This is a genomic window from Candidatus Zixiibacteriota bacterium, assembly GCA_040753495.1.
Classification (GTDB): Bacteria; Zixibacteria; MSB-5A5; order GN15; family PGXB01; genus DYGG01.
In genome coordinates, this window is sequence record JBFMEF010000037.1 from 1 (window position 1) to 16238 (window position 16238).

Below are 16238 nucleotides of genomic sequence, written 5' to 3' on the forward strand. Positions count from 1 at the left end.
CTTTCAAACCAAAAATTACGAAAGACGCCTCCTCAACGGCTACATCAGCTGATAGCAGGCGAATCTGAAGCGGGGTGATTGCCATCTGCGTGCCCTTAAGCATTCCGGCATACTGCTCCTTAAGACCAATTGCGATTTCGGCACGCCCGCGGAGAGTTACGCCGTTTGCAAAAGTATGAGTGCCATCGACCGCATAAATGGCCGCCATGCTGTCTGCCCTGCCCGCGTTGCTGGCTGCTTCATATTGCATAATACGTTTTTTGATTGCTTCTTCAGCTGATTCTTGACCGAAAGCAGAACCTGAAGCAACAAGTAATATCCCGCCAAGCAATACGGCGACGACGAGTTTATGCATCGCAAACCCCTTTCTGTTATGAGTCATATTACCATTTGCCATATGATAGCCATTCCACAGGGATTACTCAATGGGAAAGTGCACTAAAGGGGACCGTTGAGTCGTAGTTCCAGAAGTGTTAAGAAACCTGATTGACAGGAAGGATAGGTTACTAATTGTGTTTCAACAAGATGCTACAAAGCAGCATCGACCTTGCTCTCCCCTGGCTTCTGTACAATTTGCCTTTTGAATTGAATCAAGTTACTCTACAATCAGCGGAGTCCTTTGAAAAACATGCCAATAGGGAAATGCCTAATGCTTTCACCCCATCGGTTTCGAGCGCGCCATGCCGGGGTGTCACACATGGCACCTTCTTAGCGAGTCGCTGGCACAATACGAAGCCGTCCAGACTGGATTATAAGCGGGCATGACAGCCCCACTGGTCGCCGTAGCTAATCGTGGCAAGACAAACTATTGCCGCAGAATTTTCTCCATTGCTCTCCCTTTAGCGAGTTCATCAATCAGTTTGTCCAAGTACCGAATTTTCTGCATTAGCGGGTCTTTGATTTCTTCTACCCGCACGCCACAGACAACCCCCTTAATAAGCGAACTCTTCGGATGAAGCGCGGGAGCCTGCGCAAAGAAGGTCGCAAAGTCATTTCCCTGGTCGATCTGTTTCCGCAATCCCGCCTTATCATATCCGGTCAGCCAGCAGATTATCCGGTCAACTTCCTCTTTCGTGCGATTTTTCCGTTCCGCTTTTTGAACGTACATCGGATATACACTCGCAAATTTCATCGCAAAGACCCTTTGGTTATCCATTATAATTCCTCCTCTTTATCACAGTTCGATTAGCAGCGCTGTCGTTTGAACCGGCTCCCCCCTTTTGCATCGGTTTCCTAGACCAGATATATTACGAATGCAAGGGTTCACAGGTAGTCCTCCAATAAAAAAATCGCGCCACCCGGCGGGGTCATAAAAATCAATGCAGAGTTGACTATGCAATGCTTGAAACTTTTCGCTTCTTCTTTTGCAGTTGACAACATAGCAGAAGAAATCAGCCCCCAATGAACGGGCCCCAAATGACATCGCGTTCGTTGCCCCGCAGTCTATTCTCGCAGCTCTATTAAGCGACCTGCGGGACATAATAAGCTGCGTTCTATCTATATTCCCGAAGCAAACCCACAATTTTTCTCTCCCCCCTCATCTCTGCAAGTGAAAGAGGAGTTTGACCCTCTGCTGAAATATTGGGATCAGCTCCACTCTTCAATAATAACTCAACAATTTCTAAGTGCCCCATTTCAGCTGCGCGATGTATAGATGTAAAGCCCCTATTATCTCGGGCGTTGACATCTGCACCAGAGGAAATCAATAAGTTCAAATGTTGAATCTTCTTTGATTGCACGGCATTCATCATAGGTGTTGCACCTTGGAGTGACCTGACATCCAAGTCCGCCCCTAATTTAAGCAGATGTTGCATTGCTTGTGTACCTTCTGATTCTAGAGACCAATGGAGCGGCGCAAGGCCGTCTGCAGCGAGAATATCAATAGGGATGCCATTTTCAACTTGTAAGTCAATTTTATCCAATTCATTTCTAGCAGTGGCGATGTGCAGAAGAGAAAGGGAGCGCAAAGGTGATTCAGTCCAACCCTTAAGATTTGAGGTGAAAGTCCCGACTTTAGCCATATTACCGTATAAAGATAATGCCCATAAGCTAGCAGCCTTCTGGTCCGAGGAGAGAACTTTGGGGAGTGGTGCGGGAAATATTTCACCAATAGCATGACTAATCAGCAGATATCTTGCGATTGCTCGTATGAATTCCGGTTCATTTTCATCACAAAGTTGTCCTTTAATCTTATGGATATGGAGCCGACCATTTTGTTGGGTGGAGTCAGCGGTCGCAACTACCTTTCTTAACCAACTGCGAACGAAAATGATCTTGTTTTGATGGTAGAATATCGCCCATTTATTTTCCATTGCTCGCGGAAGAAATAGTACTCCCGGTGCAAGAATCGGATCAACATTGAAAGATATATCGGCCGTCATCTCAATGCCTGATTCAGGCTCTTGATTGATATATGAAGTCCCATCATCCGAACTAAAGGAAATTACATTCGCCGCCATTTGGGGGTCATCGGACCAGGAGAGCACTTTCTGTGTGATAGGTCGTAAATCTAATAATTTACTGCCCCAAGGATTTTCAGAGGCTTCAATCCAATTCAGAGAATGGGTATTTGAATATGATTCAATTATCACTCTGAAGAGATTCCTAAAAAATCGCATATGCACAAACCTTTCTTTGGCCAGCTGAAGATGATTACGAAATTTCCTATTACAATTTTCCGGCACAGAATTGCGGCTAAACTCCCATACCCGAATCGGCATTGATTGAGTGAACGCATTTGCACACTAAAAATTAACTCGGCTAGGGATCAATAAAAGCTAATATAAACGATTCCAATTAGCAACCTCATTACGCTTGCACGAATTCTTATCATAAATCTGATTGGTGAAACGAGTTCTGAGCATTTAATAAGTCAAAAGCATGAAATTACTTGTACCACAGCAGCTTACTTTGCTGGCACCCCCGCCCTCACTCCCCCCAATCATTTGTACAGTGAACCTTCAAAGTGCTATCAAATTATGCTATTCTTGACAGAACGTATTGGAGAATATTGAGATAATGAATACTGGGCCCGCTCGGTTGCCTCATTCATCACTTCTGAAAATATAAATCGCCCACCCTATAATATCTCTGCCCCACTTGAGATAGTTGTTCTTGTCCGACATCACTCGGTTCAAGAGTTCGGTTATGTCCGGGTCGTTGGGATTCTGACGGGCGTATTCGTCGGCCGCCAACCACTGCAGCCCTTCGTATTGATCCCAGTCATTCTTGTCGCTGACAATAGTATAAACAAGTTTCAGCCCCTGCTTCTCTCCAACCTTGACGTTATCGGCATGGGTTCCGAAGCTCTCTCTCTTAAGGCCTGATGCCTCCAGATATTCCTGTGCTGGTTCATGGAGCCAGAATGGCTCCCCAACGACTACCAGGCCGCCCGGGATAACCCAACTTTTCAATTTTCTTACCGTTTCACTGTGGTTTTTGAACACCCAGCTCGCCCCGATGCAAGACGCCAGATGCAGACTTGCAGGTTGTTCAGGCCTGAACTCGGCGCCGTCCATCTCAGTGAATTTGATATCAGCTCCGGACACTCTCTCGGCGGCCTTCTTTCTGCAATCTTCAATGCAGTAGGGAGAAATATCTACTCCCACCCCTCTGACTTCATATTCCTCAGCCAGTCGAATCAGAAACTCTCCTTTGCCGCAGGCGATATCGACCACTTCGGCCCCTTTCGGAAGGTCCAGAATTCTGACAAGGTGTGCCAGTTTGGCCTCGCTTGTCGGATTGCAGACGAGGTGCTTTTTATGCGTGATATTATAGAACTTCCAGGTATCCAAAGTCACTCCGTTTTGTATTGAAATATAAATCAAGACATTGAGAACCATTTTGTCAATCGGGAATTAACTCCCGAATGGTTCCGGATTCCGCGAGGCGCTACAAACGGTACTATGCCCTGTACACAAGGAACCCTTTGACATACTTGCCAAAGAGTCTAAATTTTAATCTGCCCGCCCCACCCAATCTCAAACTCTCGCCATATCTCTACCGCTGAGCATACCGAATGTACCAGAAGCCCGCAAAATGAGCGGCAGACTTATTCGTCTCTTCTTCTCTCTCTTTTCAAAACATCAGAATCGCTTCTGATAGAAATGGCAGTATGGCTCCTTGCCGGTGTAGTTGTAATAATCCTGATGATATTTCTCCGCTTCGAAAAACTCGCCGGCCTTGGTCACTTCGGTGACCACTTTGTACCCTTTGTCTTTCAGAATCTTTATCAATTTCTCGGCAATCTGTTTTTGAGTTTCATCGACATAAAAAACCGCCGAGCGATACTGGTCGCCGACATCAGGTCCCTGCCTGTTCAGCTGCGTTGGGTCATGAATTTCAAAGAAATATCGCGCCAGTTTCTCATAATCGGTCTTGGTCGGGTCGAAAACCACTTCAACCGCCTCGGCATGCCCGGTGTTTTCATAGCAGACCTCTTTATAGGTAGGATTCCTGGTTTTTCCTCCCATATAGCCGACCCGGGTTGAAATTACCCCTTCGACCTGCTCCAGAAGATACTCGGTGCCCCAGAAGCAACCACCGGCAAAATATGCTTTCTCGGTTTTGACCTCCTGAGATGCCGGTACGAAATTGAGCGAAATCGAATTGACGCAGTGACGGACATTTTTTTCGGTGAACCTTTCTCCTTCAAAGACATGCCCCAGATGTCCCCCGCATTTGGCGCAGGTGATTTCCGTCCGCATCCCGTCGGCGTCGGTCGTCCGCTTCACCGCTCCCGGGATTTCGTCATCGAAACTCGGCCAGCCGCAGCCGGAATCGAATTTGTCGCTGCTGCGGTAAAGGGGCGCTCCGCACTGTTTGCAAGTATATGTTCCGGCTTCCTTATGCTTATAATATTCGCCGGTAAACGGCGTCTCGGTCCCCTTGTGAATTATTACCCGCTCTTCTTCGGGAGTCAATTTATTCAATGTCATCTTTTTTTCCTCCGAGGTTCCTTCTGACCTCAACATAAATACGATGCTGACTATAGCCATCACTCCCAGAATCATCTGAAGCATTCTGCCGGTTTTCATTGCTGGACACCTCTATTTCTCTACGGGTGTAGATGCCAGGAATTTTAATCGTCTGTCCCTCTATCAGATGAAGACAAAATTATCCCCGGAAATGTTCCGCCAAACTCTTGCGATTGTCAGATTAAGCGGTTCAATTACCCCCGAAGTTCAAGGCTCGCAAAGAAAAAGCGTTCCCTGTCTATAGAGAATCAGTACTCTCCGCGGTTGGGAACGATACAGATAAATTCAAAATCTCTGTCGTACGGATTCTGGAACTGATGAATCTTATTGGGCGGCACCAGAGCGAAATCTTTCTCCGCCACTTCATGCATGACGCCGTCTATCATCAGACGTCCTTTCCCTGAAATGACATAGTTGACATGCTCCCAGTCGTGCTGATGTTTTGGGGTATGACCTCCCGGGGTAATCCTGAATACTCTGAGGGTGTATCCTTCCCAGCCCTCTTTAATTCCTATCGGGACTTTTTTGGTGACCCCCAGCACGTCCCCTGAACTCACTTCAGTCTCTTCTATTTCACTGAACTTGCGAACCGGCATTTCGTTCTCCTTTTTCATAAATCTACGAAGCAGCCGGCGTAATCGCAAGCCGTTCAGGCAGAAAGTATTTATAACCGGGTTGGCGCCGCATTCCGGCGGCGGGGTTACTCAGAGAAGATTCTCCAGTTTCAGTTTCAGTCGCAGTTCCTTCCCGCCGCGCTCCACCGCAAAACTATATTCTGTTCCGGCTTTCTCGGAAAGGAGCAGCCGCAATTGACTCAGTTCACCCAGCTGTTCCATCCTGATGCCGTTGATAGATTTTATGATATCGGCGGTTTGGAATCCCGCTTTTTCTGCGGGTGTCCCGCCGGCGACAAAGAGAACCTCGATATTTTTCCCGGAGCCGCGTTTTAACTGAAGCCCGGAGCGATCCACCGGATACTCCTTGTTGAAATTGGCGCCTTTTTCCAGTATCACTTTTTCCCGGTGATAATCGCAATAAATTACAAAATGCCGGAAGGTGGTATTTCCCAAGGTCCCAATCTCGTCGGAGACATGGGCGGTATCGACTTTGGAAATCTCAGTTCCGATTATCGGATTATCAATAACAAATCCACCCAGTTCCAGGCTCTTGCATCTGACCACTTTGGACCGATACTCCTGCCCGGCGCCTCGTCCCAGTCGCTCTACCCCGGTGCGGTTTGTGAACCCTTTTCTTAGCGCGTAGCCGCCGTCAAGCGACGTATTTGATGCCCCCAGATCAAACAGCCACGAGCCGGAGTGTTCATTGTCGAGATTTGCCGACACCATAAAAACACTGTTCTTGAAATAGAGAGGCAGTTCCGCGCCCGGTCCCTCGTATTTGAACGTCTCCGGGTCATAGAAAGAGACCAGCTGCGCGGCATAGTCCACCTTGGTCACAAATCGCGAGAGAAAGTCAAATCCGAGAATGCCGGCGCTTTCGATGTCGATTAGGCGGTTTAGTTCTGTCATATCGATTGCAGCGACTGTCTGCTGGTCGAATTCAATACCTCGAAGACTCAGCGAAGGAAGCGTGGCGAATGAAATGTCAACGGAGCCGCCGGCGCCCTTTCCTTTCATATCCCCTTTGAGTTCCAATCCCAGCTCTTCTGCGAACTCTTTGCTGATGACCGACATCCCCGCCCCGGTGTCCAGTATCCAGTACCGCTCTTTGCAGTTGACTGTAACCGGGATATAGAGATGATTCCCGGATAGACGGAAGGGGATATTTTCCGCGTTGACGCCATTGGTAAAGCGGTAGTCTTTGCGTGATTCTCCCGGAGGATAGAACTGGGATGGCTCAATCTCGGGGTTTGAGCGATACTCGCTGATTGTAATCTCCTGAGTTTGACCGGTCAGATGCTGGATTTCCTTTATCTTGAAGGCAACTTTCAGCCCCTCGATTTCGCGGTAGTCGCCATAATAGGAATCGGTCCCGTCTTCCCCTTCTTTGGCGCTGGTCTTCTCCAGCATAAAATTTTCGGCATTTATGAAACTGGTGTAGATATCGCTGTTGAGAGCGTTGGCAATTTTGATGGCATAGCATTTTTTGCCCTCGACATCAGCCATTCCGTCATATGAAACCTTGAAAATTTCCGATTGCGGGTTAAGGTATTCCAGCTCCGCCATTCGTTTCTTCAGTTCTTTTCGCTTCAGCGTCGGCTCATCAAAAGTGGTTATTTTCTGAAGTTTCCCGTTGGAGTCAAGCACCCAGTCGAATTCAGGATTGCTTCCCTGAAACTGCTTCAATATTCCCAGGTCAACATCGGCGCGGGAGAGGTCCGGTTTCTTTGTCCAGATTTTAATGGTCCCGCTGAGACCGGCCACCGCCAGCGTTCCCTCCATATACTGCGAACGCTCCGCTTTAAGACGCTCCAGTCCGCCGTTCATTTCGATATGTTTGTTCAGTATCTCATACGGGTCAGTCAGCCCGGTCTGCGAATAAGCGGAAACGGCAACAACCAGACATAGTCCGGTTATCCAGAAAGATTTGACAACGCGATTCATCACCTTACTCCTTTCGATTACACAGAAATTAACGTGGAGTCGCCGATTATGTTTCACCGCAATATGATTTGATAATGAACCGCCACAGCCGATTGATATTGCCGCCTTACTTCTTCAGCAGTTTGAAGGCGTGTGTCCAATTATTGTTCTTGAATCCATAGATAATCCAGAGCATCGCAAAAGCCTCCAGCCAGAACGATTCGGCGATACCTCCGATATCGACGCAGGAATTCCATCCCCATTTCTGCGCTAATTCTTCCACCCATTTCTTGGCGGAGTCATCATTGCCGGCGATAAAGAGGTCGGGACGTCCTTCCTCCAGATGAGCATTTATCATCGTTAAGGCATTTACCGTATTGAACGCCTTGACCAGTTTCGCTTGCGGAATAAATCTCTGTATCTGCTCCCCCAGCGAATTCCCCAGCTCCGCCGCAAATCTCGGCGGTACCCCTTTCGAGAAGTCAAGCGGATTGGTGGCGTCAATGACCATTTTCCCGCCAAATTTCTCTTTGCCCGCCATATCGATCGCTGCCAGAGTTGTTACGCCATGCGTGGCAAGAACCAGCGCCTCCCCGAATGATGCCGCCTCGGCGAAAGAACCGAGTGAGACTTTTGGCGAATTTAGTTCCTTCTGCCATTTCTCAAGCTTGGATATGTCGCGAGTCCCCACCTTGACATCGTATCCCAGACCGGCGAACCCCCGCGCCAGCGACTGTCCTACCATTCCCGAGCCTAAAATTCCAACTTTCATTGCTTTTCCTTTCTGTTTCTCTCAACAAAATGATTTTCTGCTTTGATGAATTAATTCCTAAACAACTTTATTGCGGCTAATGTTCGGATATTCGTCTGCTCCCAACCTCTTGACTTGTAAGGTAATAATGTTATAATTACAGAAATTATGACCGCCAGCATGAGATTATCTTAATGGACAAATTGATTTATCTTGATAACGGGGCTACTACCTTTCCAAAGCCGGAGGAGGTCTATCGCGCGATGGACCATGCCTACCGCAATTACGGCGTCAATCCCGGTCGTTCCGGTTACGACCTCTGTATTTATGCCGGCAACATTGTCGATGACACGCGCCGTCTCTTGACTCGCTTTTTCAACGGCGGCCTCGACCATAATCGCCTGGTTTTCTCTTATAACGCCACCGATGCCCTAAATCTCGCCATCTTCGGCTCTCTTAAAGAAGGCGACCATGCCATCAGCACTACCATTGAGCACAACTCTGTCCTTCGCCCCTTATATCATTGCTGGCGCGACCATAAAGTTGAAGTCGATTATATCCCTTTTGACCGGAAAGGATTTGTCGACCCTGACGATATCGGGCGCAAAATCAGAAAGAATACTCGTCTGGTTGCGGTCAATCATGGCTCCAATGTCATCGGTACCGTTCAACCTGTCAAAGAAATCGGCGCAATCTGCCGCGAACGGGGAGTTACTTTTCTTATTGATGCCTCCCAAACTGCCGGGAAACTTCCTATCGATATGCAAAAAATGAATATCGATATCCTCGCTTTCACCGGTCATAAATCGCTTATGGGTCCTATGGGTATCGGCGGGCTATATGTCCGCGACGGTGTTAATATCCGTCACACCCGCGCCGGCGGCACCGGAGTTCGCTCCGCCCTTCGGGGGCATCTCGATGAATATCCCTATCGCCTCGAATATGGCACCGGCAACCTGATGGGTATCGCCGGACTGAAAGCCGGTGTCGAGTGGATTGAAAAGAAAGGGCTCCTGAATATCGCTCATCAGGAAGACCTTTTGCTCAAAAAACTGCGTGATGGCTTGCGCGAAATTGACGGAGTGATTCTCTATTGCCAGGAGGATTTGACCGACCATATCGGTGTGCTGTCGTTCAATATCGAGGGACTTGAAGCCTCCGACACCGGCACCATGCTTGACGTAGATTATAACATCGCCTGTCGCACCGGGCTTCATTGCGCTCCTCTTGTCCATGAGCAGCTCGGCACCGACGCCGTCAAAGGGGCGGTCCGCTTTGGCCTGGGACCGTTCACTACTGATGGCGATATCGAGCATGCCGTTGCGGCGGTCCGCGAGATTGCCGCCGCCCGCAAGAAGGAGATATCGCCCGCTATCACCAACCGTAAACCAAGCTGCTGATTCCCGGGGATGCGGAATTTCATAATTCTCCGCCTCATTAACTATTTGATAACAGGCATTCTCCTTTCTGCCGCCGCCGTCGCCGCTGATGGAGACATTACTCATATAGTCTCGCATGACCGCATGAAAGTAGTCACCGACCCCTCGCGCGGTTACAACCCGTATCGTTCCTGGGCGCTTTTCCCCTCGACGGCAATCGAATACCGCAAAGTCTTTCTGCATATCCGCTACCAGTGCCCCGATTCTCTTCACTGCGGCGAATGGGACTATATCGATAATATCTTTATCCGCCGCCGCGGCTCACAGGATGCCGACACCGGCAAGATAGAAATCGCCCGGATGATATCTCCTTATGGATGGCGTTTTGGACCGGACTGGCAATTTGACTGGCAAACCGATATTACCGATTTCGGAATTCTGCTGCATGATTCGGTCGAAATTGAATTCAATCATACCGGGTATGAGAAAAATGATGACCGGGGGTGGGTAGTTACCCTCGACTTTGAAATAACGGAAGGTCCTCCGGCGATGAAATGTCTCGGTTTCGATACCCTCTGGTGCGGCTCGTTCCCTTATGGCGACTCCGCCCGCCCTATCGAAAACTTTCTTTCACCGGTTTCATTAGTGAATAAATATGACGCCGCCCTCGCCCGTGTGCGGATTCTGCAGACCGGTCACGGAATGGATGCGCAGGAAAACTGCGCCGAATTCTGCCGCAAATACCGGCGGCTCTACATCGGAGATTCTCTCATTAATGAAAGATTTATCTGGCGCGAATGCGGCGAGAATCCGCTCTATCCTCAGGCTGGCACCTGGATTTTTGACCGCGCCGGTTGGTGCCCCGGGGCGCTGGCGTATCCCGATATTTATGACTATCCGATTCTGGGGGATACTTTGATTAGAGTCAATATCGATATGGAGCCGTACCTGAATCCCAAAAATCCAACCGCCAATTTCTATATCTACTCCTACCTGTTCTATTACGCGCCGCCGTCGGCGCGGTACGACATTACGCTGGAAGAGCTGATTGCTCCGAACGACCGGGATGAATACTCCCGCCGGAATCCGGTCTGCGCTAATCCGCGGATAATAGTCAGGAACAACGGAAGCGAGAAGATTACATCATTTGCCGTGACATATGGATTTATTGGGGAAGAGACTTCCGTATATAACTGGAGCGGGAATTTGACACCCCAGAAATCAGTGGAGATAACGCTCCCCGGCACTATCGTACCGCGTGGGGAAAAACGTGACTATCTCATAAGACTTGATATGCCCAACGGTCAGACGGATGAATACCTGCCGGATAATTCGGCAATTACCGCTGCTACGGCGGTTCCATTGCTGGGAACTGATTTTATACTAAATTTTCGCGCCAATCAGGATTCCAGTCATAATTTTTATCGATTAAGCGATGAGCCGGGAGAAGTTATCGCAGAGAGAAAACTGGGGACATTGAACTCGGCGAGAATATACTATGATACCCTGCATTTGGCGCCGGGATGTTATAATTTTCTTTTCGGCGACACTGCCGGCGATGGGCTCGATTTCTGGTTCAATCCCGAAGGGGGCTATGGCTTTGTCAGGCTCCTTGATATGCAGGGGAGGCTTCTGAAATCGTTCTTATCTGATTTTGGAAGCGAGATAAACTTCTCCTTCCTGGTACAAGAGAACCCTCCTCCGATGCCCCCGGAGGATACCCTTCCTCTGGTTACCCCTTTCCCGGCGCGCAATTCCGGTAAGTTCAACCTCGATATCTTCTTCAATGAGAAATCTGATTTCCGCTTGGAAATCTGGAGTGAAGACAGCAGTAAGATAGTTTTTCGCCGCGATTACAAAGCTGTCAAAGAAGCCTTCCTTCCGCTCGATATATCTTCCGAGCCGGAGGGGATTTACTTTGTGAAAGTACTCACCGAGTCAAATACCACCGTACGACGGGTCAGGCTTAAGCGAACTTAAGAAAGTCCAGGTTTACTTCTTTCCCAGCCGCAGCTGCATCGTTTTCGCGCTGTCACTATCTTTGGCAGGTCCGCTCAGAGTGATAAATAAAGAGTCCTCACTGACCCTTTCATAGATGATATCCGTTGGCCAATCATTCTCTCTGTTCTGAAACGATGCCCGCCTGACAGCAGGGTCGTACCCAATCAGGCGGAATTTGATATCTTTCGGCCTGCCGCCGGGGTACGGGATAAGAAATGCTCCGGTGTCATCGTACCCAAATCGTTCGAATTCGACGTAGCAGGGGTGTCCCTCAAGAAACTCCTTATTCATCGAAAGTATCGCCCCGCCTTCGGGCGAAGAGTAGGTCGCTTCAAACCGATTGCCGCCGAATAGTCCGGTCCATTTACCCTCCATCCAGGTCATTGTCGCCAGTTGTTCAGCGGGGGCGAGAGCACCTCCAGTTACAGCGGCTGCGGTTAAGACGAACAGAAGAAGCCAGAAAAGAGATGGCTGAGCCATGAAATCCTCCGTTTTCATTTATTGTAATTGCTTATATATCAATAAAATATACAATTTTGTGGATAAAGGTAAAGATTTTCCTTGACAATCCGATGATATCATTATAATATCATAACGATAGCAAGGAGGTAAACTAAATGCTAAAAGAAAAAGAACGCAAAGCCATTTCCGGATGGGGACCATTCATCACCTTCTTTTTTCTTGGTCTCTTTTTCATCGCCGGAATAATCATTCTTGTCCCCTGGCTCAAGATTGTCTTCACCGTACTGCTGGTGCTGGATATCTTTTTTTTGACCGGACTATTCTTTATCAATCCCAACGAAGGGCGGGTGTTGCAGCTGTTTGGCAAGTACAATGGGACCGCCAAAGAGCCGGGACTTCGCTGGGCAAATCCGCTTTATACCAAGCGGCGGATATCTCTTCGTGTCCGCAACTTTGAAACTAACCGTCTCAAGGTAAACGACGTCGACGGCAATCCGGTAGAGATCGGCGCCATTGTAGTCTGGAAAGTGGTCGATACCGCCGAGGCCTGTTTTCAGGTTGACAATTATGAGGAATTTGTAAAAATCCAGAGTGAAGCGGCGGTCCGTAATCTTGCCACTCAACATCCGTATGACACTCACCACGACGAGCGCGTTTCCCTGCGGGGTCACACGGCAATAATATCGGACCAACTTCGGATAGAAATCCAGGAGCGGCTGGCGCAGGCGGGAGTGGAAGTGCTGGAAGCCCGTATCAGTCATCTGGCGTATGCGCCGGAGATTGCCGAGGCGATGCTTCGCCGCCAGCAAGCCGGAGCGGTCATTGCGGCCCGCCAGTTGATAGTCGAAGGGGCGGTCGGGATGGTTGAGATGGCGCTGGAGCAGCTTTCGACCAAGAAAATACTGGAACTGGATGAAGAGAAAAAAGCCGCCATGGTTTCCAATCTGTTGGTAGTCTTATGCGGCGAAACCTCAACCCAGCCGGTAGTCAATACCGGGACATTGTATCATTGAGTCGTGGCGGAACGGAAGTCATTTTTATTGCGGGTAGATGAGGAGACTCTCAATCTGGTCCAGAAATGGGCGAACGATGAATTTCGGAGTCTCAACGGCCAGATTGAGTTTCTCCTCCGGAAAGCCCTTAAAGAAGCGGGGCGAATCTCCCCGAAAAGCAAGGATGAAAATATTTCCGGGCAACAATCATAAAAAGCCCCCAGGAATCTTACTTAAAAGACGGTCGGCAGGACGTAATTACTATGTGATTGACAGTCTGTCGGCGATTTCTTATGATTAGGCAGAATCAAGCTCTAAATTAAGGTCTTCCAAAGAAAGGAGTATTTGTGAAAGGATTAAAGCCTGCATTTTTGTTGGTGGGGCTTCTGGCTTTTGTCGCGACTGCAGCGACCGCCCAGGAAAAACCGGCCGCGGAGAAACCGTGGTTTGATATGGCGAATTGTTCCTTCTGCAAGCACCTGGTGAAAGACACCATGCTGCTTGAGAATATGACCTGGAACCACTATGATATCTCCAACGGTGTCATGGCGGTCACCACCGTAAAGCCGGAGTATAAAGCGGCATATCTGGAGGCGATGAAGTCGATGCAGCAGGTCGGCGAAGATATGGCGGCTGGAAAAGTCCAGGTTCAGATGTGCGGTCATTGCGAAAACTACGGGAAGCTGATGATGTCGGGCGCGAAAATGGAATATGTCCAGACCGATGTCGCCGATATCGTTCTGATGACTTCTGATAAGCCGGAAATTGTTGAGATGATAAAGAAGTTTGGCCAGCGCAACCGTGAAGAACTGGCTAAGTGGGAAGCCGAAGCGAAATAGCGGCTGGCGCGATTTTCCCAATAAAAAAGTCAGAGTCATCGGACTCTGACTTTTTTTGTTCTATCCTGATGATTATCCAAAGCCACTTTAGTTAACGAAGTTTCTGGCAGCGCGGGCAGTAGTGCGCCGAGCGACTCCCTATTTTCTCTCGTCGGATACTCCCTCCGCATCTTGGGCATTTTTCCCCTTCACGACCATACGCCTTAAGATATTTCTGGAATCCCCCCGGTTGCCCATCAACTCCGGCGAAACTGTCCACCGATGTCCCCATCTTGTCAATCGCTTTCCGGAGCACCCTGATAATCGCGGAATGAAGCTCAGCCAGTTTTTTTGCGGAGAAGGAATCGGTCAGACGGCGGGGATGAATTCGCGCCAGGTACAACGCCTCATCGGCATAAATATTCCCCAGTCCGGCAAGAAAGGTCTGGTCCAGAAGAGCCGGCTTTATCATCCGATGGGTCGAACGAAACCGGGCGATAAAGTCGCCGGCAGGAATCTCCAGCGGCTCCGGTCCCAATTCCTTTAGCTCTTTTTGCAGATTCAGTTCTTTTGTCGATATCAGCCGGATATTTCCGAATCTCCGGTAATCGTTGAAGCGCAGTGTATGACCGTTGTCCCGGAAGTAGAAGATAAGGTGGTCATGTCTGTCAATCGGGGTTTCTTTGGGCAAAAAATAGAAATGCCCGGTCATTTTAAGGTGCACCCAGAGAGTCATTCCCTGGTCGGTCGCCATCAGGATATTTTTACCCCGGCGCTGGATATGCACAAAGCTGGACCCGGCCAGACTTTTGAGGTTACCCTCGAAATATCGCCGCGCAATTTTGGGCGGCTCCAGATAGACCGATTCAATTGTCTGATGAAGAACTGTCCGGCGCAGACCGCGGACGACCGTTTCAACCTCGGGGAGTTCCGGCATTCCTCAATCCTTGAATTGTGGGACGCTATTTTTTTTGCGGAAGTCTTTCCAGTTCGGCGATTAAGACGTCAATATCATGGCCGTGAAGCATTGCCCCCATCTCCAGCGTTTCCAGTTTCATAGCCGGGCATTGATAGCATCCGCCATGGAAATATTTCTGGATAAGCGGTCCTGCCTCCGGGACCAGTTCTATAATCTCGCCGATGGTCATATCCTTATTTATCTTTTTCACTTACACTTCCTCCCGCGCCATCTCGATTATGGAAAGCTTTTTCCTCCGACCCGGGCCGTGACAAGTTCACCGGCGCCGTGAGGAAACGCATATTTCACCAGTCCGACATCTTTTGCATACCACCAGTAAAGGTCCCCCTGAATCAACTGCTCCTGCCGGCTATAGAGCGACTTGAAAGACAATCTTATTTCAACGCAATCCTGAAAACCTCCGGCCGGGGTTGTTACCGGCTCGGTAGCAATAATCTCCAGTTCGGCCTGCGTTCGAAGGTGGGAATTGAGAGAATCGCTTCGTATCTCCGCCGCCGAAAAGAGCAAAGTATCGCCTACGGTCAGCGACCAGGGGGTAATCGGAATCGGCGGTTCGAAAAAGAGCGCCGGAAGATTCCCGCCGCGGCTGACAGTGCTTTTCCAGCCGACCGAATGGTCGGTGCGGACAAAATCATTCCAACCGGTTATATTTCCGGCGCTGTCGAAATAGGTAAACGTGAAGAGGTCATTAATCTGACTGGAAACGACCGCCTTCCCGAGTGGTCCGCTGTACTGATATATAGCGCCATCCACCAGCGGAAAGTAACGGCTGAAATCAGTCCGCGCCGGACGCTCCGCCTTTTGAATACAGGATAGAATGAGAAGCAGCGAAAAGAACAGAATTAAAGTTGCTGTCGGACGGATTCTCACGCGTTCTTGCCGCCCTTCCGGGAGCGGTAGTTTTCGATGGCGGCGCGAAGAGCATCGGTGGCAAGATTGGAGCAGTGCATCTTGATAGGCGGAAGTCCATCAAGCGCCTCCGCAACCTGATTGCGAGTCAGCCTTTCCGCTTCCGCAATTGTCCGCCCCTTGACCAGCTCCGTAGTTATGGAACTGGTGGCGATTGCCGCCCCACACCCAAAGGTCTTGAATCGGATATCGGTGATGATATCATTTTCCACTTTTATATAAATTGACATGATATCGCCGCAGGAGGCATTTCCCACCGTTCCCACACCGTCGGCATCCTCAATCTCTCCGACATTCCGGGGATTCTGAAAATGCTCGATAACTTTCGCGGAATACATATAAAACCTTCTAAATTATATCAAACTTATCCGCTTTAATATAACAATTTCGTAAGAGATTGCAAGTGAAATAATTCACATACAATCGGT

18 protein-coding genes are annotated in these 16238 nt (G+C 49.1%); 5 read left to right on the plus strand and 13 right to left on the minus strand.

Going from position 1 to position 16238, the window contains the following annotated elements:
- From AB1690_01900 to AB1690_01935, 8 genes are all read right to left on the minus strand, one after another.
- Positions 1 to 397, minus strand: a 397-nt coding sequence (locus AB1690_01900; protein ID MEW6014053.1) for an SgcJ/EcaC family oxidoreductase, incomplete at its 3' end; no start/stop codon positions are given.
- 408 nt (positions 398 to 805) lie between these two features.
- Positions 806 to 1156 carry a DUF2200 domain-containing protein gene (locus AB1690_01905; protein ID MEW6014054.1) on the minus strand — a complete coding sequence of 117 codons (351 nt, stop codon included), beginning with the start codon at positions 1154 to 1156 and terminating at the stop codon, positions 806 to 808.
- A gap of 337 nt (positions 1157 to 1493) precedes the next feature.
- Positions 1494 to 2591: an ankyrin repeat domain-containing protein gene (locus AB1690_01910; GenBank protein MEW6014055.1), complete on the minus strand. Its 1098-nt coding sequence runs from the start codon at positions 2589 to 2591 to the stop codon at positions 1494 to 1496.
- Positions 2592 to 3044: 453 nt separating this feature from the next.
- Positions 3045 to 3794 carry a class I SAM-dependent methyltransferase gene (locus tag AB1690_01915; protein ID MEW6014056.1) on the minus strand — a complete coding sequence of 250 codons (750 nt, stop codon included), beginning with the start codon at positions 3792 to 3794 and terminating at the stop codon, positions 3045 to 3047.
- A 291-nt stretch (positions 3795 to 4085) separates the two neighbouring features.
- A complete protein-coding gene (locus AB1690_01920; protein ID MEW6014057.1) occupies positions 4086 to 4937 on the minus strand; it encodes a bifunctional methionine sulfoxide reductase B/A protein in 852 nt (283 codons plus the stop codon).
- Positions 4938 to 5224: 287 nt separating this feature from the next.
- A complete protein-coding gene (locus tag AB1690_01925) occupies positions 5225 to 5572 on the minus strand; it encodes a cupin domain-containing protein (GenBank protein ID MEW6014058.1) in 348 nt (115 codons plus the stop codon).
- A 108-nt stretch (positions 5573 to 5680) separates the two neighbouring features.
- Positions 5681 to 7540: an aspartyl protease family protein gene (locus tag AB1690_01930; GenBank protein ID MEW6014059.1), complete on the minus strand. Its 1860-nt coding sequence runs from the start codon at positions 7538 to 7540 to the stop codon at positions 5681 to 5683.
- A 106-nt stretch (positions 7541 to 7646) separates the two neighbouring features.
- Positions 7647 to 8291: an NAD(P)-binding domain-containing protein gene (locus tag AB1690_01935; GenBank protein MEW6014060.1), complete on the minus strand. Its 645-nt coding sequence runs from the start codon at positions 8289 to 8291 to the stop codon at positions 7647 to 7649.
- 173 nt (positions 8292 to 8464) lie between these two features.
- Between AB1690_01935 and AB1690_01940 the strand changes: the two genes are divergently transcribed.
- Both AB1690_01940 and AB1690_01945 read left to right on the plus strand, forming a co-directional pair.
- Complete coding sequence (locus AB1690_01940; GenBank protein ID MEW6014061.1) at positions 8465 to 9670, plus strand: aminotransferase class V-fold PLP-dependent enzyme; 1206 nt, start codon at positions 8465 to 8467, stop codon at positions 9668 to 9670.
- A 9-nt stretch (positions 9671 to 9679) separates the two neighbouring features.
- A complete protein-coding gene (locus AB1690_01945) occupies positions 9680 to 11629 on the plus strand; it encodes a peptide-N-glycosidase F-related protein (GenBank protein ID MEW6014062.1) in 1950 nt (649 codons plus the stop codon).
- Positions 11630 to 11641: 12 nt separating this feature from the next.
- Here the strand turns inward: AB1690_01945 and AB1690_01950 are convergent, their stop codons facing one another.
- Positions 11642 to 12130 (minus strand): DUF6265 family protein, encoded by a 489-nt coding sequence (locus AB1690_01950; GenBank protein ID MEW6014063.1) that lies wholly within the window; start codon positions 12128 to 12130, stop codon positions 11642 to 11644.
- 137 nt (positions 12131 to 12267) lie between these two features.
- On the opposite strand from AB1690_01950, the gene AB1690_01955 reads away from it, so the two are divergent.
- The 3 genes from AB1690_01955 to AB1690_01965 all read left to right on the plus strand — a co-directional run bounded on the left by AB1690_01955 (position 12268) and on the right by AB1690_01965 (position 13943).
- Positions 12268 to 13125: an SPFH domain-containing protein gene (locus AB1690_01955; protein ID MEW6014064.1), complete on the plus strand. Its 858-nt coding sequence runs from the start codon at positions 12268 to 12270 to the stop codon at positions 13123 to 13125.
- Positions 13126 to 13128: 3 nt separating this feature from the next.
- Positions 13129 to 13317 carry an Arc family DNA-binding protein gene (locus tag AB1690_01960; protein ID MEW6014065.1) on the plus strand — a complete coding sequence of 63 codons (189 nt, stop codon included), beginning with the start codon at positions 13129 to 13131 and terminating at the stop codon, positions 13315 to 13317.
- A 134-nt stretch (positions 13318 to 13451) separates the two neighbouring features.
- Positions 13452 to 13943, plus strand: a complete 492-nt coding sequence (locus tag AB1690_01965; GenBank protein ID MEW6014066.1) for a hypothetical protein — start codon at positions 13452 to 13454, stop codon at positions 13941 to 13943.
- A gap of 91 nt (positions 13944 to 14034) precedes the next feature.
- Here the strand turns inward: AB1690_01965 and mutM are convergent, their stop codons facing one another.
- Genes mutM through nifU form a run of 4 tightly spaced genes read right to left on the minus strand, consistent with a single transcriptional unit; the run spans position 14035 to position 16148 of the window.
- A complete protein-coding gene (gene mutM, locus AB1690_01970) occupies positions 14035 to 14859 on the minus strand; it encodes a DNA-formamidopyrimidine glycosylase (protein ID MEW6014067.1) in 825 nt (274 codons plus the stop codon).
- 25 nt (positions 14860 to 14884) lie between these two features.
- On the minus strand, positions 14885 to 15091 hold the full coding sequence (locus tag AB1690_01975; GenBank protein MEW6014068.1) for a DUF1858 domain-containing protein: 207 nt from the start codon (positions 15089 to 15091) through the stop codon (positions 14885 to 14887).
- A 26-nt stretch (positions 15092 to 15117) separates the two neighbouring features.
- A complete protein-coding gene (locus tag AB1690_01980) occupies positions 15118 to 15771 on the minus strand; it encodes a hypothetical protein (GenBank protein MEW6014069.1) in 654 nt (217 codons plus the stop codon).
- Positions 15768 to 16148: a Fe-S cluster assembly scaffold protein NifU gene (nifU, locus tag AB1690_01985; GenBank protein ID MEW6014070.1), complete on the minus strand. Its 381-nt coding sequence runs from the start codon at positions 16146 to 16148 to the stop codon at positions 15768 to 15770. The genes AB1690_01980 and nifU overlap by 4 nt, the downstream gene beginning before the upstream one ends.
- Between the last annotated feature and the right edge of the window lie 90 nt (positions 16149 to 16238).